The organism is Streptomyces sp. Je 1-79 (assembly GCF_025195125.1).
GTDB lineage: Bacteria > Actinomycetota > Actinomycetes > Streptomycetales > Streptomycetaceae > Streptomyces.
Map to the genome: position 1 here is coordinate 112,269 of NZ_JAMGSL010000015.1, position 17,410 is coordinate 129,678.

Sequence of the window (17,410 nt, forward strand, 5' to 3'; positions counted from 1 at the left end):
TGCATAGGTCTGTAAGTGAAGTGTGCCGCCCGGCTCCCCGAGCGGCACGTCATCAGCGGTTTCCCAGCGTCCAGCGGGGGCCGTCGGGGCTGTCCTCGATGGCGAGGCCGGACTGGCTCAGCTGGTCGCGGATCGCGTCCGCGGTCGCCCAGTCCTTGCGCTCGCGGGCCGACTCGCGCTGCTGGAGCACGAGCCGTACGAGGGTGTCGACGACGCCGTGGAGCTCCTCGCCGCGGTCGGTCTCCTCGGCCCAGTGCGGGTCGAGGGGGTCGAGGCCGAGGACGCCGAGCATGGCCCGGACCTCGGCGAGGCGGGCGATGGCCTCGTCCTTGTCGTCGGCGGCGAGGGCGCTGTTGCCCTGGCGGACGGTGGTGTGGATGATCGCGAGCGCCTGCGGGACGCCCAGGTCGTCGTCCATGGCCTCGGCGAAGGCCGGCGGCACGTCGGGGGCGGGCGGGACGGTCTTGCCGGCCTTCTCGGTGACGCGCTGGACGAAGCCCTCGATGCGCGCGAACGCGGACTCGGCCTCGCGCAGGGACTCCTCGCTGTACTCGATCATCGAGCGGTAGTGCGGGGTGCCCAGGTAGTAGCGCAGGACGATGGGGCGCCAGTTCTTGACCATCTCGGAGACGAGCACCGAGTTGCCGAGCGACTTCGACATCTTCTCGCCGCTCATGGTGACCCAGGCGTTGTGCACCCAGTACGAGGCGAAGTCGTCGCCGTAGGCCTTGGCCTGGGCGATCTCGTTCTCGTGGTGGGGGAAGATCAGGTCGAGGCCGCCGCCGTGGATGTCGAAGGCGGAGCCGAGGTACTTGTGGGCCATGGCCGAGCACTCCAGGTGCCAGCCGGGGCGGCCGCGGCCCCACGGGGTCTCCCAGTCGGGCTCGCCGGGCTTGGTGGCCTTCCACATGGCGAAGTCGCGCGGGTCGCGCTTGCCGGAGACGCCCTCGTCGGGCTGGCGGAGGTCGTCGATGTCCTGGTTGGAGAGCGAGAGGTAGCCGGGGAAGGAGCGGACGTCGAAGTAGACGCTGCCGTCGGCCTCGTAGGCGTGGCCGCGCTCGATGAGTCCGCGCATCATCTCGACCATCTCGGTGACATGGCCGGTGGCGCGGGGCTCGTACGTGGGCGGGAGGCAACCGAGTACGTCGTAGCCGGAGTTGAAGGCGCGCTCGTTCTCGTAGCCGATGGACCACCAGGGGCGGTCCTGGTCGGCGGCCTTGTTGATGATCTTGTCGTCGATGTCGGTGACGTTGCGGATGAACGTGACGTCGTAGCCGCGGTACTCGAACCAGCGGCGCATGATGTCGAAGTTCAGCCCCGAACGGATGTGGCCGATGTGCGGGGCGGCCTGGACGGTGGCGCCACAGAGGTAGATCGAGACATGGCCCGGTGTGAGCGGGACGAAGTCGCGGATCTGCCGGGCGCTGGTGTCGTACAGGCGAATAGTCACCACTCCAGGGTAGTGGGCGTGTGGTAGTGCCCCGCGACCGATCGCGGGTCGCGGGGCGGGATTTTTCCGGTGGTGCGTCAGGCGGGGCGGTACACCAGCGCGGTCGCCAGGGCGGCCAGGCCCTCGGCGCGGCCGGTGAGGCCGAGGCCGTCCGTGGTGGTGCCGGAGACGGAGACGGGGGCGCCGACGGCCTCGCTCAGTGCCTTCTGCGCCTCGTCGCGGCGCTTGCCGACCTTGGGGCGGACGCCGATGACCTGGACGGCGACGTTGCCGATCTCGTACCCCTCGGCGCGGACGATGCGGGCCGCCTCGGCGAGGAGGGTGACGCCGGAGGCGCCGGACCACTCCGGGCGGGAGGTGCCGAAGTGGGCGCCGAGGTCGCCGATGCCGGCGGCGGAGAAGAGGGCGTCGCAGGCGGCGTGGGCGGCGACGTCGCCGTCGGAGTGGCCGGCGAGGCCGTAGCCGTCGTTCTCGGGGCCGTCCCACAGGAGGCCGGCGCACCACAGTTCGCGGCCCTGCTCGAAGGCGTGGACGTCGGTACCGATGCCGGTACGGGGGATCAGGGGGCCGGTACGGGGGATCAGGGGGGGCTCAGAAGCCATCGTTGGCCCTCCTGCGGGCGAGTACGGCCTCGGCGAGTACGAGGTCGAGGGGGCGGGTCACCTTGAACGCCTCCTCGTGGCCGGGGACGACGACGACGGGCGCGCCGAGCCGTTCGACCATGCCGGCGTCGTCGGTGGCGCCGTCACCGGTGAGGGCGACGGTCGCGTGCGCGTTGACGAGGGTCTCGTAGTCGAAGCCCTGCGGGGTCTGGACCGCCCGGAGCCGGGAGCGCTCGGGGGTGGCGACGACGCTCTCGGGGTCGCCCTTGGTCTGCGCGGGCTCGACCTCCTTGACGGTGTCGGCGACCGGCAGGGCGGGGACGACGGCGACGGCCCCGTCGCGGACGGCCTCGACGACCGCGTCGACGGTGTCGACCGGGACGAGCGGGCGGGCCGCGTCGTGCACGAGGACGGTGGAGACGCCCTCGGGCAGGGCTTCGAGGCCGAGGCGTACGGATTCCTGGCGGGTGTCGCCGCCGGGGACGACGAGGTAGTCGGTGCGCTCGGGGAGCGCGTGGGCGTCGAGGAGGTTCTTGACCTCGGCGGCCCCGTCGGAGGGGGCGACCACGACGACGAGGGAGACGGCGCGGGAGGCGGCCATCGCCCGGACGGCGTGGATGAGCATGGGGGTGCCGTTCAGCGCGCGGAGCGCCTTGGGGGCGCCCGGGCCGAGCCGTACTCCCCGGCCTGCCGCGGGGATCACCGCTGCGGTGCGCGCGGGACGCGTTTCGTCTGTCATCGGTTGCACTCCGGCAGGTTTGTTTCCTCGGCCGACATGGGTATGGCCTCAGCGTGCTGGACGCGACGCCTTGACCGGGCCCCTTCCGTGACGACGGTCGAGGCGTTGCGCGTGGCACAAGGACCGTGGGGCGTGAGGGGGCTGGGGTACGGGAGTTTCGTGGACGGACGCGTCACGAGACGGACGTCACTGGCGGAACCCGGACGTGTGATCACCAGGACATGAGATCACCCGGGGGACCCCGGAATCACCCGGACGTCGACATCGGGGACGTCCGCGGCGGGCGTGCGGGGGATGCCGAAGACGCGGCCCTCGGGACCGTCGCGTGAACGGGCCTCGGGAACGCCGTGCGAACGGGCCTCAGGGACGTCACGAGAGCGGACCTCGGGAACGTCCGGAGACGCGACATGCCGCAGCGCCCGGCGACGGCGCTGTGTGGAACACAGCACGTCATCGGGCACCGCGGCATCGCTTCACTCAGGACGCGAGGACCTCGTCGAGGAGAGCCTCGGCCTTGTCCTCGTTGGTGTTCTCAGCGAGCGCCAGCTCGCTCACCAGGATCTGCCGCGCCTTGGCGAGCATGCGCTTCTCACCTGCGGAGAGACCACGCTCGCGCTCCCGGCGCCACAGGTCGCGAACCACTTCGGCGACCTTGATGACATCGCCGGAGGCGAGCTTCTCGAGGTTCGCCTTGTAGCGTCGGGACCAGTTCGTGGGCTCCTCGGCGTACGGCGCGCGCAGCACCTCGAAGACCCGGTCCAGCCCATCCTGGCCGACCACATCGCGAACACCGACGAACTCCGCATTGTCCGCCGGCACACGAACCGTCAGGTCGCCCTGAGCGACCTTGAGCACCAAGTAGGTCTTGTCCACGCCTTTGATCTGGCGAGTTTCGATGGCCTCGATCAGCGCGGCCCCGTGATGGGGATAGACCACGGTGTCGCCAACCTTGAACGTCATGTGACAGGTACCCCTTCCGTGGCTATCCAGGGTAACACGGATACGGCTTCTTCTGAATGGCGTTTTCGCAGGTCAGGGCATATCTCGGGGCTTGACAACAGCGACGCGAACGTGCTGCGCCAGGCTTCCGGAAGCCGGTATTCGCAGGTCGGAGCGGCTGCGCGGACGGAGAGAAACGCGGACGTTACACCCATCCGGAGATCCCGGGAGGTGACGTGATGTCCCGTTTTGTCGGGTTCAGAGCGGGCATCTTCACGTACTCCGTTCGAGGATCGGTCACCCGTGCGGATGCATCCCGGACCGAATCCCGAATTGATCACCCGACGGTGTGACACGGGTTTTTCCGTGGGGCGGCCGATGGAATGCGCGGACGGCCACCGAATTGATCAAGTCGGTTATGTGAACGGAGCGCCAATGCGACGTGATCCGGCCATCGTGAAGCGGGTCGGCCACTCCCCCGGTCGACGCCGTGGCGACTCCACGTCGGCTCCTCTCCGGGCCCCGACGACTCCCCTCCGGGTCCCGCCGTCGGCCGCGCCGTGCGGCCGGGAGCCCGAAGGGGCGGGTCGGGTGCGGGCGGGAGAGGGTGGCTCGGTAACCTAAGCGCGCTGACGCACCTTTAGCTCGCCCTTTGGCCGGTTGGTCCTCAAGCTCGACCTCAGCCGGCCCGTCCATGCCCGTCCGTACGTCCTAGGAGATGCCGCCGCCGTGAGCCGCAGCCTTCGACGCGGCGCCCTCGCCGCCACCGCCATCGTGATCTCGATCGCCTCGCTGTCCGCCTGTGGCGCCGGCAACAACGCACAGACGCTCGGGGTCAAGCCGGACAACGCCGCCGTCACCGTCGAGGACGTGAAGATCCAGAACGCCCTGGTGATCACCCAGCCGACCGCAGGCGCGCCCGGCCCGGCCGTCGTCTCCGCGACGGTGTTCAACAACGGCAGCGCGCCGCAGACGCTCGACTCGATCACGCTGGGCGGCACCGCCGCGCCGGTCGTGCTCAAGGCGGCCACGGGCTCGGGCCCGATCACCATCCCCGCCGGCGGCTCGGTCGTCATCGGCGGCAAGGGCAACGCCTCCGCCACGATCGAGAACGGCCGCGAGGCCGTGAAGGACGGCGGCGCGCAGGAGCTCACCTTCAAGCTGAGCCGTACCGGCGACGTGGCCATGGAGGCCTTCGTCGTCCCGGCGGCCGGCTACTTCAAGGAGTTCGGCCCGACCGAGATCCCGCAGCCCCCGGCCGCCAAGCCGACCGCCACCGCCACGCCGACCGGCGAGGCCGGCCACGGCGGCGAGGCCAACGGGACCCCCTCGGGCACCGCCACCCCGAAGGACGGCACGACCCCCTCGGGCGACGCGAGCCACGCGGCCGGTCACTGACCCGCCCGGCGGGGCCGGCCACCGGCCCGCCCCGCAAGGCCGGCCACCGGCCCACCCGTACGGCGAAAGGGGCGCCCCACCGGATCACTCCGGCGGGGCGCCCCTTCGTATGCGTACACGCATGCCTACACGCATCCTGCGCGCATCCGTACGCGTGCGGTCTACGGCTCGAACTTGTAGCCCAGGCCGCGCACCGTCACCAGGTACCGCGGCGCGCCCGGGTCGGGCTCGATCTTCGCCCGCAGGCGCTTCACGTGGACGTCGAGGGTCTTGGTGTCGCCGACGTAGTCCGCCCCCCAGACCCGGTCGATCAGCTGCATACGGGTCAGGACTCGGCCCGCGTTGCGCAGCAGCATCTCCAGGAGGTCGAACTCCTTCAGCGGGAGGTCGACCTTGCCTCCGGAGACCGTGACGACGTGGCGGTCCACGTCCATACGGACCGGACCGGCCTCCAGGGCGGCCGGGGTGACCTCCTCCGGCTCGCCTCGGCGGCGCAGGACCGCGCGGATGCGGGCGACCAGCTCCCGCGAGGAGAAGGGCTTCGTCACGTAGTCGTCGGCTCCTATTTCCAGCCCGACGACCTTGTCGATCTCGCTGTCCTTGGCGGTCACCATGATGACCGGGACGTTCGAGCGGCCGCGCAGCTGGCGGCACACCTCGGTGCCGGGCAGCCCGGGCAGCATCAGGTCGAGGAGGACGAGGTCCGCCCCGTTGCGCTCGAACTCGTCGAGGCCGTCGGGCCCGGTCGCGGCGACCGCGACCTCGAAGCCTTCCTTGCGGAGCATGTACGACAGGGCGTCGCTGAAGGATTCCTCATCCTCGACGACAAGCACTCGGGTCACGGAAGGACCTCCGGGGCAGGGAGCGGTTCGGTCATGAGATCGGGGGTGGGGGAGGCAGGCGGACGGCGTTCCCGTACGGAGGCCGCCTCGGGCAGCCGCAGGGTGAAGGTGGAGCCCTGGCCTTCGGTGCTCCAGACCGTGACCTCCCCGCCGTGCGAGGCGGCCACGTGCTTGACGATGGCGAGGCCGAGCCCCGTGCCTCCGGTGGCGCGGGAGCGGGCCGGATCGACACGGTAGAAGCGTTCGAAGATCCGCTCGCGGTCCCTCTCGGAGATGCCGATGCCCTGGTCGGTCACCGCTATCTCGATCAGGTCGCCGCCGGGGGCCGCCACGCGGCGGGCGGCGATGCCCACCCTCGTACGGGCCGGTGAGTAGTTGACGGCGTTCTCGACGAGGTTGCCGAGCGCCGCGGCGAGCTGGCCGCGGCTGCCCCAGACGTGCAGGTCCGCGGTGCCTCCGGAGGCCATGGTGATCTGCTTGGTGGAGGCCGCGTGCCGGGAGCGGTCGATGGCCTCGGCGACCAGTTCGTCGACCCGTACGGGCTCGGAGTCCTCCAGCGGATCGTCGTTCTGCACCCGGGAGAGGTCGATGAGCTCCTGTACGAGGTTGGTGAGCCGGGTCGCCTCGATCTGCATACGGCCGGCGAAGCGGGTGACCGCCTCGGGGTCGTCCGAGGCGTCCATGACGGCCTCGGAGAGCAGGGAGAGGGCACCTGTCGGAGTCTTGAGCTCATGGCTCACGTTGGCGACGAAGTCGCGCCGTACCGCTTCGATACGGCGGGCCTCCGTCAGGTCCTCGACCAGCAGCAGCACCAGGCGGGAGCCGAGCGGCGCCACCCGTGCGGAGACCGCGAGGGCCTCGCCGCGTCCGGTGCCGCGCCGCGGCAGGTCGAGTTCGACCTGGCGTATCTCCCCGTCGCGGCGGGTGTCGCGGGCCATGTTGAGCATGGGCTCGACGGCCAGCTTTCCGCCGCGGACCAGTCCCAGGGCGTACGCCGCCGAGCTGGCCTTGACCACGGAGTCGCTCTCGTCGAGCACGACCGCAGAGGAGCGCAGCACGGAGAGCACGGTGTCGACACCGGGCGGGAGCACGGCGTCGGTGTGCAGGGAGGTCCGCGTGGGCCGCGCCTGGTCGCGCTCGCTCCAGCGGAACGCCAGCATGGCGATCACGCCGGTGCACACCCCGGCGATCGCTGCCAATGCGGCGACCGCCGCGTTCACGTCCATGCCATCCAGGTTATGCGGGTCGACGGACACTCTCCCAGCCGTCCGAGTGGCTGCTCGAACAGTCGTCGCCCAGAGTTCACCGTGGGGACCGTGGTGGTTCATTTGGACTGTCCGGAACAGCGGCGTACGTCGCCCAGAGTTCACCGAGGAGAAAGAGCTCATTCACTTGGGGTGGACGCGCCTGACTTGTCGGGGGCCGAACGTGGCAGCGTGGGGGTCCGAGCCCCACAGGACCCCGGACATCTGCGAGAGAGGGACATCGATGCGGGACGCGTACCACGAGGAACTTGACTCGATCGGCGAGGGCCTGGTCGAGATGGCCCGCCTTGTCGGGTCGGCTGTCGGGCGCGCCACGACGGCCATGCTCGACGCCGACCTGAAGCTCGCGGAGAGCGTGATCGCCGCGGACCAGAAGGTAGACGACCTGCAGCACGACCTGGAGGCCCGGGCGATAGCGCTGCTGGCGCGCCAGCAGCCGGTCGCCACGGACCTGCGGATCGTCGTGACGTCGCTGCGGATGAGCGCGGACCTGGAGCGGTCGGGCGACCTGGCCCAGCACGTGGCGAAGCTGGCACGGCTGCGGTTCCCGGCGACGGCGGTGCCGCGCGACCTGCACGCGACGATCCTGGAGATGGGCCAGCTGGCGCAGCGCCTGATGGCGAAGGCGGCCGAGGTCATCATCACGAAGGACGTCGACCTGGCGCTCCAGCTGGAGCAGGACGACGACGAGATGGACCTGCTGCACCGGACGCTCTTCCAGCACCTGATGGACGACCGCTGGAAGCACGGCATCGAGACGGCGGTCGACGTGACGCTGCTGGGCCGCTACTACGAGCGGTTCGCCGACCACGCGGTGTCGGTGGCGAAGCGTGTCGTGTACCTGGTGACGGGCGAGCACGCGGACGAGCTCCAGCAGTCGGACGCCCCGGTCGAGGGCGCGTAGCCCTGGGGCGGGCGGCATAGCCCTGGGGCGGGCGGCATCCGGCGGGCGGCGGGGCGCGTGGTCGGCGGCCGATGGTGTTCGCACTCCTGTGCGCCGTTGATGCGCCCGGCGGGGTGGGCATGCAATGGGGAGAGGCGATGTACGCCTTCGAGGAGGGACCCCCATGGCCGATTCCGCCACCACCGATCCCCAGCCCTCGCAGGAGGCACCGCGCGACGCGGTGTTCCTGCCCGTTCTCGGCGCCTGCGGGTGCGGCTCGGGCTGCGGCTGCGGCTGCCAGTCCGGCGGACCGTGCCAGTGCGGGGGCTGCTCGGGATAGCCACGCGATCGTGGAGCCCCGCCCGGTGCCTTCCGGGCGGGGCCCTCGCGTCACACGCGGGCGTCACAGGCAGGGCGTCACATGTCGAGCACGCCGAAGGTCTGGCCGCCGGTGGTCTCGCCGGTCGTACGGAAGCCCAGCTTGAGACAGAAGTCCCCGGGCCCGTCCTCCCCCGGCTCCCACGACACGTACATCAGGGTGCCGCCGCGCCGCCGTATCTCCTCGCGGACGGCCTCGACGGCGAAGCGCCCGTACCCCTTGCCCTGGTGGTCGGCGGCGAAGATGAGCCGGGGCCAGGCGGGCTCACCGAAGGCGTACGCCTCCGCCAGCGAGTTCGCGACGGGGGCGGAGAAGCCACGTCGGAAGCCCCCTCGCCCGCCGGGAATCGGCGGGCGAGGGGCTTCCCGGCCGGTCAGCGCTGGGCGCGGCGGCGCGTGGTGAACCAGGCCAGCGAGCCGAGGGCCACGAGAGCGGCGGCCGTCAGGGCGGCGTACAGCGACGTCGTCGAGTCGGAGCCCGTGGTGGCGAGGGAACCGGTCGTGGCCGGGGCGGAGGCGGCCGGCGGCGTCGAGGACGCGGACGCGGCCGGCGCGGCGGCGGAGCTGCTGGTGGAGGGCGTCACGGACGGGGTGGTGGAAGGCGTCGTGGACGGGGTGGTGGAGGGGGTCGTGGTGGGCGTGGGGGTGGCCTTCACCGGGCCGAGCGTGATCTTCGTGTCGGCGGCACCCGCGAAGGGATAGCTGTTCCCGGCGTCCAGGAACGTCTCGGTCCGCAGGGTGATCGGCGTGGGGCCGGTGACCGCGGTGCCGGCGGCCAGCTTGATCCGCAGGGGCACGACGCGCTCGCCCGCGTCGACGCCGAAGCCCTTCGGGATCGACGGGAGGGTCGCGAGGAAGTCGTCGCCCTTCATGACCTTCCACCGGCCGTCCACCTTCGCCTCCACGACCAGGCCTGCGTTCCGTACCTTGCTGTCGCCGTAGGAGGCGATCAGCTGGGTACGGATGGCCTGGTTGAACGCGCCGTGCCCGCCCACCTCGTAGTGCAGGTCCAGGCTCTGGCACCGGGTCTCGGGGAGACCCTCGCAGCCGCCGGTCCGGTCCAGCCAGGTGCGGAACGTGCCAGGCTGGTTGTTCGGGGCCACGTCGAAGGTCAGGGTGTCCGGGCGCTCCAGTTCGTGCTGGACGCTGGAGGCCGTCAGCTCGAAGCCGCCGTTGACCGTCGGGTAGGACTTGGTGAGGCCGATGGTGACCTTCCACGTCAGCTTGGAGCCGGCCGGGACCTTGAAGCCGTCGCCGGCGTTGCCGGAGGCCGGGTGGAAGAGGCCCTGCCAGCCACCGTCCTGGTGGCCGACGAACGCGGCGGTCGCGGGCGCGTTCACGGGCTCGACGCGGTAGGTGACGTCGGCGGTCTGGAGCGGGCTCGGTCCGTTCTGGTCGAGCAGCAGCCACGGGTGGTACTGGCGCGCCTTGGTGCCGGGGTTCTCCACGGTCAGCTCGAAGGTCTCGGTGGCGCCGCCCCGGGTGAGCGGCCCGCTCGAGGCGGGCGTTCCGAGCTCGACACGGAGCAGCGGCCGGCTGTCGGCGTGGGCGGTGAAGGGGACGAGCGCGGTACCGGCGATCGCGGCGACGACGACGGCGGAGCGGGCGCGAGCGAGCATGAGTGGATTCCCCCCAGGAATCGTCGAGGACGCGCTGACGCGGGGTCAGCGAGCCCTTGAGGGCATGGCGGTGCGGTGTGATCTGATGCGCAGAGGTGCGAGGAGTCGGCAGAGCGCCGACTCCGTGGAGCGAAGTGCTGGACTCCCGCTTCCCGTCCGGTCTTGCATTCCCCCCGGCGGCCTGCGGTGTGCCCTCATGATGGGCCACGCACGGTCGCTGATTCATCGTCACCGTGTCACCACTGGGCAACAGAGGTTCCCGGGCGTTGCCCGGCACCACGCCCGGGCCTGACGGGCGGTCAGGCTCGCGGGGCCGACCGGCTCACTCGGCCGCGTAGGCTCCGGCGAAGTAGTCGAGCCCGGGATCAGGCGGCCCGCACCGCAGGATCGCTTCCACGGCCGGCCACACCTCGACCGGTACGGGATACCAGTCGAGCATCCAGGGGTCGCCCGGGTCCGGCGTGATCACTTCCCGGAGCCGTAGAAGCTGCTCGCGACTGACGGGAAACTGCGTACGCAGGAATTCGTCCGCCTTGCTGTACCCCTCCAGGGTCCAGACGACATGGGGCTCTTCTGTGGACATCCCCGGATCGTACGAGACGAGGCCCGCCCCGGCCGTCGTGCACGGGGCTACGGTGACTCGACGGTCCTACCGCTCCGGCGAGGCCTCCCCCGGTAGATCACCCAGAGACTGACCAGAACCAGTAGCGTTCCGCAGATCGGCCACCCCACGGACCCGCCGTCGCGGTAGGTCTGGATGCCCGTCGTAAGAAGCAGGACGGAGACGGGCAGCCCTGCCCAGTCGGCTGCTCTGCTCAATCTCGCGGGGAGGGATGACTCGTTCACAGCCTGATCCTGGCAGTCGCTCACCCCTCCCACCAGATGTCATCGTCCGCCGGTGGCCACGGATCACGGATTCGCTTGCCTGCAGCCTGGCGGCTCCACCCCGCAGGGAGATGTCATCAACAGGCGCCGCACGAACAGCCGGCGGCCGCCTTCGCCTGCTCCGGCGTCTGCGCCGGGTCGATGGCCTGCTCCTCGGGGGTGCAGCAGGCCGTGGTGCCGCAGCAGGCGTCGGGCGTGGTCTCGGCGGCCTTGGTGAGGGTGTCGGCGTCGGCCTTCACGACGTAGACCTCCCAGGGCTCCTTGCCGGGGGCGGTCACCCAGACCTTGTCCTGGAGGGCGTAACAGCATGCGGTGTCGTTCTCCTCGAAGGTGGCCAGTCCGGCGTCCCTCAGGCGGGTGGTGGCGCCGGTGACCTGTTCGGTGCTCTCGACCTCCACGCCGAGGTGGTCGAGCCGGGTGTCCTCACCGGCCTCTCCCTCGATGAGAACGAGCTTGAGCGGCGGCTCGGCCACCGCGAAGTTGGCGTATCCGGGGCGACGCTTCGCGGGTTCGACACCGAACAGCTTCGAGTAGAACGCGACGGAGCCTTCGAGGTCGGCGACGCGGAGAGCGAGCTGGACGCGGGACATGGCGGTCTCCCTGATCTTCAGGTCCGGCACTGTTTCGATACTTGTCGATACAGCTTGGCAGGGTCGACGTTGCCACCGGATTAGATGCCTGTCAACATAGACGCATGTCGAAATCAGAGGTGCTGGTGATCGGACAGGACGAGCAGGCGGCGTGCTGCTCGCCGATGGTCCGTGAGCCGCTGGGCGAAGAAGACGCCGTCGACCTGGCCAAGATGTTCAAGGCCCTGTCGGACCCGATTCGGCTGCGCCTGCTCTCTCTGATCGCCTCGCATGAGGGCGGCGAAGCCTGCGTGTGTGACCTGACCGGCCCGTTCGACGTGTCCCAGCCGACGATCTCCCACCACCTGAAGGTGCTGAGGGAAGCGGGCCTGGTGGGCTCGGAACGACGCGGCACCTGGGTCTACTACTGGGTGCTGCCCGCCGCCCTCGCCCGACTCTCCTCCCTCCTCCAGGGGCCGGCCGAAGCCGTACCGGCCGGAGTGGGCAGATGACGCCTTCCCTCGGGCGCCGCGCCCTGGCCGAGCTGGTCGGTAGCGGTGCCCTCGTCGCGATCGTGGTCGGCTCCGGCATCCAGGCCACCGCGCTGACCCATGACACCGCCCTCCAGCTGCTCGCCAACTCGCTCGCCACGGTCTTCGGTCTCGGCATGCTGATCGCCCTGCTCGGCCCGGTCTCGGGGGCCCACTTCAATCCGGCCGTGACACTCGCCGTGTGGTGGACCGGACGCCGCGAGGGGGACGGGCTGGAACTGCGCGCCGTAGCGGCCTACGTGCCCGCGCAGGTCGTCGGCGGTATCGGCGGAGCCGTACTGGCGAACGCGATGTTCGCCGAACCCCTCGTCCGGCTCTCCAGCCACGACCGGTCCGCCGGTCACCTGTGGCTCGGCGAGATCGTCGCCACCACCGGTCTGGTTCTCCTGGTCCTCGGCCTGGGACGCACGGCTCAGCAGCGTCTCGGCCCGGTCCTCGTGGCGTCCTACATCGGCGCGGCCTACTGGTTCACCTCGTCCACCAGCTTCGCCAACCCGGCCGTGACCATCGCGCGCGCCTTCTCGGACACCTTCGCGGGCATCGCCCCGGCCTCCGTGCCGACCTTCATCGCCGCCCAACTCCTCGGTGCCGGGGTCGGCGTCGCCCTGGCGGTCGCCCTCTTCGGCCGTTCCGCGCCGGCGCCCGACGCCGTACCCGCATCGACAGGCGAGCCGGAACTCGCTGCCGCCGGCCGCTGAACCGCCCCGACACAGGAAGTCCGCCCGTGAGCACTCCCGCGATCCCGTCCGTACTGTTCGTCTGCGTCCACAACGCGGGCCGGTCCCAGATGGCCGCCGCCTTCCTCACCCACCTCGGCGGCGACCGGGTCGAGGTCCGCTCCGCCGGTTCCGCCCCGGCCGACACGGTGAACCCGTCCGTCGTCGCGGCCATGTCGGAAGTCGGCATCGACCTCTCCGCCGAGACACCGAAGGTGCTCACCACCGAAGCCGTCCAGGCGTCCGACGTGGTCATCACCATGGGCTGCGGCGACGCCTGCCCCTACCTCCCCGGAAAGCGCTACCTCGACTGGAAGCTGGAGGACCCCGCCGGCCAGGGCGTGGCCGCCGTACGTCGGATCCGCGATGCCATCGCGGAGCGCATCCGCGGCTTGCTGGGCGAACTCGGCATCGAGGCACGCCCGTAAAGGCTCCGCGTATACGCCCACCTGATGCCGAGCAGCCGTGAGCGGACCCGGAAGGCGATCGCGTCCGTCTACGCGGCCCCGTCGCCCTGCCGGCCCCCGGACGGCCCACGGGCACGAAGAAGCCCCCTACCCGCTGGGAACCAGCAGGTAGGGGGCCATCTCGTACGCGGTGGTTACTTCTTGCCCTGGTTCTTCACGGCCTCGATCGCCGAGGCCGCCGCCTCCGGGTCGAGGTACGTGCCGCCCGGGTTCAGGGGCTTGAAGTTCTCGTCCAGTTCGTACGTCAGCGGGATGCCCGTCGGGATGTTCAGGCCCGCGATGTCCTCGTCCGAGATGCCGTCCAGGTGCTTGACCAGGGCGCGCAGGCTGTTGCCGTGGGCCGCGATCAGGACCGTCTTGCCGTCCAGGAGGTCCGGGACGATGCCGTCGTACCAGTACGGCAGCATCCGGTCGACGACGTCCTTCAGGCACTCCGTCCGCGGGCGCAGCTCCGGCGGGATCGTCGCGTAGCGCGCGTCGTCGGACTGCGAGAACTCCGTGCCGTCCTCGAGCGGCGGCGGCGGGGTGTCGTACGAGCGGCGCCAGAGCATGAACTGCTCCTCGCCGAACTCCGCGAGCGTCTGCGCCTTGTCCTTGCCCTGGAGCGCACCGTAGTGGCGCTCGTTCAGGCGCCAGGAGCGGTGGACCGGGATCCAGTGGCGGTCCGCGGACTCCAGCGCCAGCTGCGCCGTGCGGATGGCGCGCTTCTGGAGGGAGGTGTGCAGTACGTCGGGCAGCAGGCCGGCGTCCTTGAGCAGCTCACCGCCGCGGACCGCCTCCTTCTCGCCCTTCTCGGTGAGGTTGACGTCCACCCAGCCGGTGAACAGATTCTTCGCGTTCCACTCGCTCTCGCCGTGGCGGAGGAGGATCAGCTTGTACGGTGCGTCGGCCATGCGCCCGAGCCTAATCGACGCCCGACGCTTGACGCTCCCCGTCAATTCGCTGGCGTCCGGCATGAGAGATGCGTAAGTTACGAACGCCGTGAGAGGGACTTACGCATGACAAGGGGCCGGCCACACATGTCCATCGACTCGCTCAGACGATCAGCTCGTGCGACGGTCTCCGGTCTTCCCGGCGGCTTCTGGTGGCTCTGGCTCTCCACCCTGGTCAACCGGACCGGCGCGTTCGTCCTCACCTTCCTGTCGCTCTACCTCACCCAGGAACTCGGCCACTCCGCCTGGTTCGCCGGACTCGTCGTCGCCCTCCACGGCCTCGGCGGCGTCGCCGGTTCCCCGCTCGGCGGCACGCTCACCGACAAGTGGGGCCGGCGCCCCACGATGGTCACCATGCACCTGGTGACGGCCTCCTGCGCCGTCGCCCTCGCGCTGGTCTCCACCGCCTGGGGCATCGCCGCCGTCGTCCTGCTGATGGGCGTCTCCATGCAGGCCGTCCGGCCGTCCATCCAGGCCACCATCGCCGACATGGTCCCCGAGCACGACCGCCGCCGGGCCTACGCCCTCAACTACTGGGCCCTCAACCTCGGCTTCGCCGTCGCCGCCTTCGGCGGTGGCGCCGCGATCTTCCTCGGCTACCGCACCCTCTTCCTCGTCGAGGCCGTCGCCACCGCGCTCTGCGCCGTGATCGTCTTCCTCCGCCTCCCCGAGACCCGCCCCGAGGCCCGCCGGAACCCGGCCGGCGAGATCGAGGAGAAGGACCGCGTCAGCGTCCTCGACGTACTGCGCGACGCGCCCTTCCGCACCCTCGTCCTGCTCAACCTGCTCGTCTGCCTCGTCTTCACCGCCCCGTGGGTCGGTCTGCCCCTCTCGATGGCCGCCGCCGGTCTGGAGCCGGGTGCGTACGGCGCGGTCATCGCCGTCAACGGCGTCGTGATCGTCGCCTTCCAGCTGCTGGTCAACAAGGTCACCGACAAGCGCTCGCCGGCGATGCTGCTCACCGTCTCCTCGCTGCTCTTCGCCGTCGGCACGGGCGCCACCGCGCTCGCCGGTACGCCGCTGGTCTTCGCCGCCACCGTCATCGTGTGGACCATCGGCGAGATGGTCCACGTCCCGACCAACGCCGCCGCCACCGCCAAGCTCGCCCCCGAGCACGCCCGCGGCCGCTACCAGGGCGTGATGGGCATGTCCTGGGCGCTGTCCGGTTTCCTCGCCCCGATCCTCGCGGGGTGGGTCGTGGACGGCCCCGGACCGGACTTCCTGTGGATGGCGACGGGAGTCGTCGGCGCCGTGGCCGCCCTCGGTTACGCGACGCGGCTCCGCAAGGTCCTCGACGAAGGCGAGTCCACCGATCGGGCGGGGGGCGGGGGCACGCCGCCCGCCGACGGACTCCACCCCGAGCCCCCCGCCGTCGGACTCCACCCCGAGCCCCCCGCCGTCGTCGGCGAGGACCCCGAGCCGCCCCTCGGCCAAGGCACCAGCACCGGCACCGGCACCGGCACCGGCAAGCCCGCCGCCACCGCCCCGGTCAGCGCCTGAGCGTCCGCTGTGCCTCGTACAGGTTCCGGGGGCGCACCGCCCCCGGACTCCCGTACGCCTCCACGCGCGCGTGGAGCTCCCCCACGAAGTCCGGTACGTCGATCTGGTCGAACTCCCGCACCTCGCTGATCCCGACCGTCGCGCTGTACGGCGCGATCGTGTCGATCTTGACGAGCCCCGCCCGGCCGTTGGTGACCGTCACGTTCCAGTGGGCGAAGCGCGCGCCGTACAGCGGTCCGGCCGAGGCGTCTCCGCCGTGCCGGCCGTTGTTCTCGACCGTGATCTCCGTCCGTACGTTGGCGAACGGCATGCCCCGGTGGGTGTCGAAGGTGCCCATCTCCATCACCCCGCGCGACCAGACGTTGTGGCTGGAGAGACCCTCCACGTTGATGCCGTGGAGCTGGGTGCCCGCCGGGGCGGGGACGGTACGGGCCGCGATACGGAAGTCCTCGATCAGGTTGTCGTGCGCGCCTTCGCGACAGAAGTACGGGTGGTGGGAGCCGCGTCCCTCGACCCGGGTGCGCCGCAGGGTGCAGGCGGAGGCGGCGACGAGCCCGAAGCCGTTGTCCACGTGCCGTACGACGACGTCCTCGGCCCAGCAGTCGTACGCGCACTGGAAGGTGACGCCGTTGTAGCCCTTGTCCAGGAGGTGCGGGGACTGGGGGGTCTCCACCGCTTCCAGGGTGAGGCCCTCGACGCCCGAGCCCGTGAGGGGTGCGGCGAGCGTGGTCAGGCGGGGGTCCCACTCCGGGCGGACGTCAAGCGGGAGGGGGCGTTCGAGGGTCACCTTCCGGCCCCGTACGGACATCACGCGGACCGGCCACTCGTACGGCACGTACGAGGTCAGCTTGGTCTTGTCGTCCCAGGTGTACGCCTCCGGGCCGACGCCCCCGCCCGCCATGTGCTCCAGGAGCGTGTGGCCCGCGTCGTCGGCGAGGCGGAGCAGAACCAGCTGCCCGCGGCGGACGGCTGACGGGTCGTCGACCGTCACGGACCAGTCGCCGCGCCGGGCCGGGCGGACGGTGGTCAAGGTCTCCCACTCGTCGCGCCGGTTGCCGGTCCAGCCCTCGAAGGGCCAGGCGCGGTCGCGTATCGCGGCGGTGAGGGAGGCGTGGCGGGCGTGCGGGGCGAGCCAGAGGAGGCCGCCGGCCCAGGACCAGGAGGACTTGTCGCCGCCGTAGCGCGAACCGTACGGGCCGATCAGTTCGGTGAGGTGCTTCGTGGCGAGGAGCCTCGTCCGCCCCGAGCCCGCGCCGCGCAGGACGACCCCGCTGTGGCCGATGTGGACGAGGCCGTCGATGCGGTACGTGCCGGGCGGGACGAGCACCGTGCCGCCACCGCGCTCCCCCGCCTCGGTGAGCGCCCGGTTGATGGCGGGCGCCGAGTCGGCGGAGCCGTCGGGAGTGGCGCCGTAGGAGAGGACGTTCGCGACGACCCGCGGCCGCGTCTGCCGGGTGGCGCCGCCGCGGGCGCCGGCACGGCCGACGTAGGGGATCTGGGGGTGGGTGTACGGAGAGTCCGCGTACTCCCTCCAGAGCGGTGTCGCACCCCCGGGCGCTGCCTGCTCCCCCGGCGGCGTCGGTCCCGCCGGCCGGAAGCCGGTCGTGGCGGCCACGCCCACCGCCACCGCACCGCCCACGAACTGCCTTCTGCCGATCCCCATGAGCCCGCCTTT

General features: G+C 71.1%; 18 protein-coding genes and 2 pseudogenes. 8 read left to right on the forward strand and 12 right to left on the reverse strand.

Annotation, left to right across the window (positions count from 1 at the left end; genetic code table 11):
* Positions 1 to 52 precede the first annotated feature (52 nt).
* The 4 genes from cysS to M5362_RS27735 all read right to left on the reverse strand — a co-directional run bounded on the left by cysS (position 53) and on the right by M5362_RS27735 (position 3,751).
* On the reverse strand, positions 53 to 1,450 hold the full coding sequence (gene cysS, locus M5362_RS27720) for a cysteine--tRNA ligase (RefSeq protein ID WP_260230524.1): 1,398 nt from the start codon (positions 1,448 to 1,450) through the stop codon (positions 53 to 55).
* 77 nt (positions 1,451 to 1,527) lie between these two features.
* Entirely contained in the window at positions 1,528 to 2,052 is a 525-nt protein-coding gene (ispF, locus tag M5362_RS27725; RefSeq protein ID WP_260230525.1) for a 2-C-methyl-D-erythritol 2,4-cyclodiphosphate synthase, read from the reverse strand.
* The gene (gene ispD / locus M5362_RS27730) at positions 2,042 to 2,791 is read right to left on the reverse strand and encodes a 2-C-methyl-D-erythritol 4-phosphate cytidylyltransferase (RefSeq protein WP_260230526.1); all 750 of its coding nucleotides are present in this window, start codon (positions 2,789 to 2,791) and stop codon (positions 2,042 to 2,044) included. Before ispD ends, ispF begins: the two co-directional genes overlap by 11 nt.
* 477 nt (positions 2,792 to 3,268) lie before the next feature.
* On the reverse strand, positions 3,269 to 3,751 hold the full coding sequence (locus tag M5362_RS27735) for a CarD family transcriptional regulator (protein WP_003953493.1): 483 nt from the start codon (positions 3,749 to 3,751) through the stop codon (positions 3,269 to 3,271).
* 708 nt (positions 3,752 to 4,459) lie between these two features.
* On the opposite strand from M5362_RS27735, the gene M5362_RS27740 reads away from it, so the two are divergent.
* Entirely contained in the window at positions 4,460 to 5,128 is a 669-nt protein-coding gene (locus M5362_RS27740) for a DUF461 domain-containing protein (protein WP_260230527.1), read from the forward strand.
* A gap of 161 nt (positions 5,129 to 5,289) precedes the next feature.
* Here M5362_RS27740 and M5362_RS27745 read toward each other — a convergent pair whose 3' ends face one another.
* Complete coding sequence (locus M5362_RS27745; RefSeq protein WP_017242433.1) at positions 5,290 to 5,970, reverse strand: response regulator transcription factor; 681 nt, start codon at positions 5,968 to 5,970, stop codon at positions 5,290 to 5,292.
* Positions 5,967 to 7,196 (reverse strand): cell wall metabolism sensor histidine kinase WalK, encoded by a 1,230-nt coding sequence (locus M5362_RS27750; RefSeq protein ID WP_260230528.1) that lies wholly within the window; start codon positions 7,194 to 7,196, stop codon positions 5,967 to 5,969. The genes M5362_RS27745 and M5362_RS27750 overlap by 4 nt, the downstream gene beginning before the upstream one ends.
* 262 nt (positions 7,197 to 7,458) lie before the next feature.
* Here M5362_RS27750 and phoU point away from each other — a divergent pair, with 262 nt between their 5' ends.
* Both phoU and M5362_RS27760 read left to right on the forward strand, forming a co-directional pair.
* On the forward strand, positions 7,459 to 8,139 hold the full coding sequence (phoU, locus tag M5362_RS27755) for a phosphate signaling complex protein PhoU (protein WP_260230529.1): 681 nt from the start codon (positions 7,459 to 7,461) through the stop codon (positions 8,137 to 8,139).
* Between the two features lie 163 nt (positions 8,140 to 8,302).
* Entirely contained in the window at positions 8,303 to 8,458 is a 156-nt protein-coding gene (locus M5362_RS27760) for a hypothetical protein (RefSeq protein ID WP_260230530.1), read from the forward strand.
* A gap of 77 nt (positions 8,459 to 8,535) precedes the next feature.
* Here M5362_RS27760 and M5362_RS27765 read toward each other — a convergent pair.
* The 4 genes and pseudogenes from M5362_RS27765 to M5362_RS27780 all read right to left on the reverse strand — a co-directional run.
* Positions 8,536 to 8,805 (reverse strand): annotated as a pseudogene (locus M5362_RS27765) (GNAT family N-acetyltransferase); the annotation flags it as partial.
* A 65-nt stretch (positions 8,806 to 8,870) separates the two neighbouring features.
* Positions 8,871 to 10,115, reverse strand: coding sequence for a hypothetical protein (locus M5362_RS27770; RefSeq protein WP_260230531.1), 1,245 nt, complete (start codon positions 10,113 to 10,115; stop codon positions 8,871 to 8,873).
* A gap of 322 nt (positions 10,116 to 10,437) precedes the next feature.
* Positions 10,438 to 10,698, reverse strand: a complete 261-nt coding sequence (locus M5362_RS27775; RefSeq protein WP_260230532.1) for a hypothetical protein — start codon at positions 10,696 to 10,698, stop codon at positions 10,438 to 10,440.
* 379 nt (positions 10,699 to 11,077) lie between these two features.
* On the reverse strand, positions 11,078 to 11,590 hold the full coding sequence (locus tag M5362_RS27780) for an ArsI/CadI family heavy metal resistance metalloenzyme (RefSeq protein WP_260230534.1): 513 nt from the start codon (positions 11,588 to 11,590) through the stop codon (positions 11,078 to 11,080).
* Positions 11,591 to 11,694: 104 nt separating this feature from the next.
* Here M5362_RS27780 and M5362_RS27785 point away from each other — a divergent pair, with 104 nt between their 5' ends.
* The 4 genes and pseudogenes from M5362_RS27785 to M5362_RS27800 form a co-directional block, all read left to right on the forward strand.
* On the forward strand, positions 11,695 to 12,081 hold the full coding sequence (locus tag M5362_RS27785; RefSeq protein ID WP_260230535.1) for a helix-turn-helix transcriptional regulator: 387 nt from the start codon (positions 11,695 to 11,697) through the stop codon (positions 12,079 to 12,081).
* Entirely contained in the window at positions 12,078 to 12,818 is a 741-nt protein-coding gene (locus M5362_RS27790; protein ID WP_260230536.1) for an aquaporin, read from the forward strand. Before M5362_RS27785 ends, M5362_RS27790 begins: the two co-directional genes overlap by 4 nt.
* A 26-nt stretch (positions 12,819 to 12,844) precedes the next feature.
* Entirely contained in the window at positions 12,845 to 13,264 is a 420-nt protein-coding gene (locus tag M5362_RS27795; protein ID WP_260230537.1) for an arsenate reductase ArsC, read from the forward strand.
* Positions 13,265 to 13,267: 3 nt separating this feature from the next.
* Positions 13,268 to 13,337, forward strand: a pseudogene (locus tag M5362_RS27800) (integrase); the annotation flags it as partial.
* 100 nt (positions 13,338 to 13,437) lie between these two features.
* Here M5362_RS27800 and M5362_RS27805 read toward each other — a convergent pair.
* Positions 13,438 to 14,196 carry a phosphoglyceromutase gene (locus M5362_RS27805; RefSeq protein WP_260230538.1) on the reverse strand — a complete coding sequence of 253 codons (759 nt, stop codon included), beginning with the start codon at positions 14,194 to 14,196 and terminating at the stop codon, positions 13,438 to 13,440.
* Between the two features lie 126 nt (positions 14,197 to 14,322).
* On the opposite strand from M5362_RS27805, the gene M5362_RS27810 reads away from it, so the two are divergent.
* On the forward strand, positions 14,323 to 15,735 hold the full coding sequence (locus tag M5362_RS27810) for an MFS transporter (protein ID WP_260230539.1): 1,413 nt from the start codon (positions 14,323 to 14,325) through the stop codon (positions 15,733 to 15,735).
* Here the strand turns inward: M5362_RS27810 and M5362_RS27815 are convergent.
* Positions 15,725 to 17,398 carry a glycoside hydrolase family 55 protein gene (locus M5362_RS27815; RefSeq protein ID WP_260230540.1) on the reverse strand — a complete coding sequence of 558 codons (1,674 nt, stop codon included), beginning with the start codon at positions 17,396 to 17,398 and terminating at the stop codon, positions 15,725 to 15,727. The genes M5362_RS27810 and M5362_RS27815 overlap by 11 nt on opposite strands.
* Positions 17,399 to 17,410 lie beyond the last annotated feature (12 nt).

Bases quoted from the DNA above. Each gene is read 5' to 3' on its own strand.
- ispF (WP_260230525.1), bottom strand. From the start codon at position 2,052: ATGGCTTCTGAGCCCCCCCTGATCCCCCGTACCGGCCCCCTGATCCCC.
- ispD (WP_260230526.1), bottom strand. From the start codon at position 2,791: ATGACAGACGAAACGCGTCCCGCGCGCACCGCAGCGGTGATCCCCGCG.
- M5362_RS27735 (WP_003953493.1), bottom strand. From the start codon at position 3,751: ATGACGTTCAAGGTTGGCGACACCGTGGTCTATCCCCATCACGGGGCC.
- M5362_RS27750 (WP_260230528.1), bottom strand. From the start codon at position 7,196: ATGGACGTGAACGCGGCGGTCGCCGCATTGGCAGCGATCGCCGGGGTG.
- phoU (WP_260230529.1), top strand. From the start codon at position 7,459: ATGCGGGACGCGTACCACGAGGAACTTGACTCGATCGGCGAGGGCCTG.
- M5362_RS27760 (WP_260230530.1), top strand. From the start codon at position 8,303: ATGGCCGATTCCGCCACCACCGATCCCCAGCCCTCGCAGGAGGCACCG.
- M5362_RS27770 (WP_260230531.1), bottom strand. From the start codon at position 10,115: ATGCTCGCTCGCGCCCGCTCCGCCGTCGTCGTCGCCGCGATCGCCGGT.
- M5362_RS27775 (WP_260230532.1), bottom strand. From the start codon at position 10,698: ATGTCCACAGAAGAGCCCCATGTCGTCTGGACCCTGGAGGGGTACAGC.
- M5362_RS27780 (WP_260230534.1), bottom strand. From the start codon at position 11,590: ATGTCCCGCGTCCAGCTCGCTCTCCGCGTCGCCGACCTCGAAGGCTCC.
- M5362_RS27785 (WP_260230535.1), top strand. From the start codon at position 11,695: ATGTCGAAATCAGAGGTGCTGGTGATCGGACAGGACGAGCAGGCGGCG.
- M5362_RS27790 (WP_260230536.1), top strand. From the start codon at position 12,078: ATGACGCCTTCCCTCGGGCGCCGCGCCCTGGCCGAGCTGGTCGGTAGC.
- M5362_RS27805 (WP_260230538.1), bottom strand. From the start codon at position 14,196: ATGGCCGACGCACCGTACAAGCTGATCCTCCTCCGCCACGGCGAGAGC.
- M5362_RS27810 (WP_260230539.1), top strand. From the start codon at position 14,323: ATGTCCATCGACTCGCTCAGACGATCAGCTCGTGCGACGGTCTCCGGT.
- M5362_RS27815 (WP_260230540.1), bottom strand. From the start codon at position 17,398: ATGGGGATCGGCAGAAGGCAGTTCGTGGGCGGTGCGGTGGCGGTGGGC.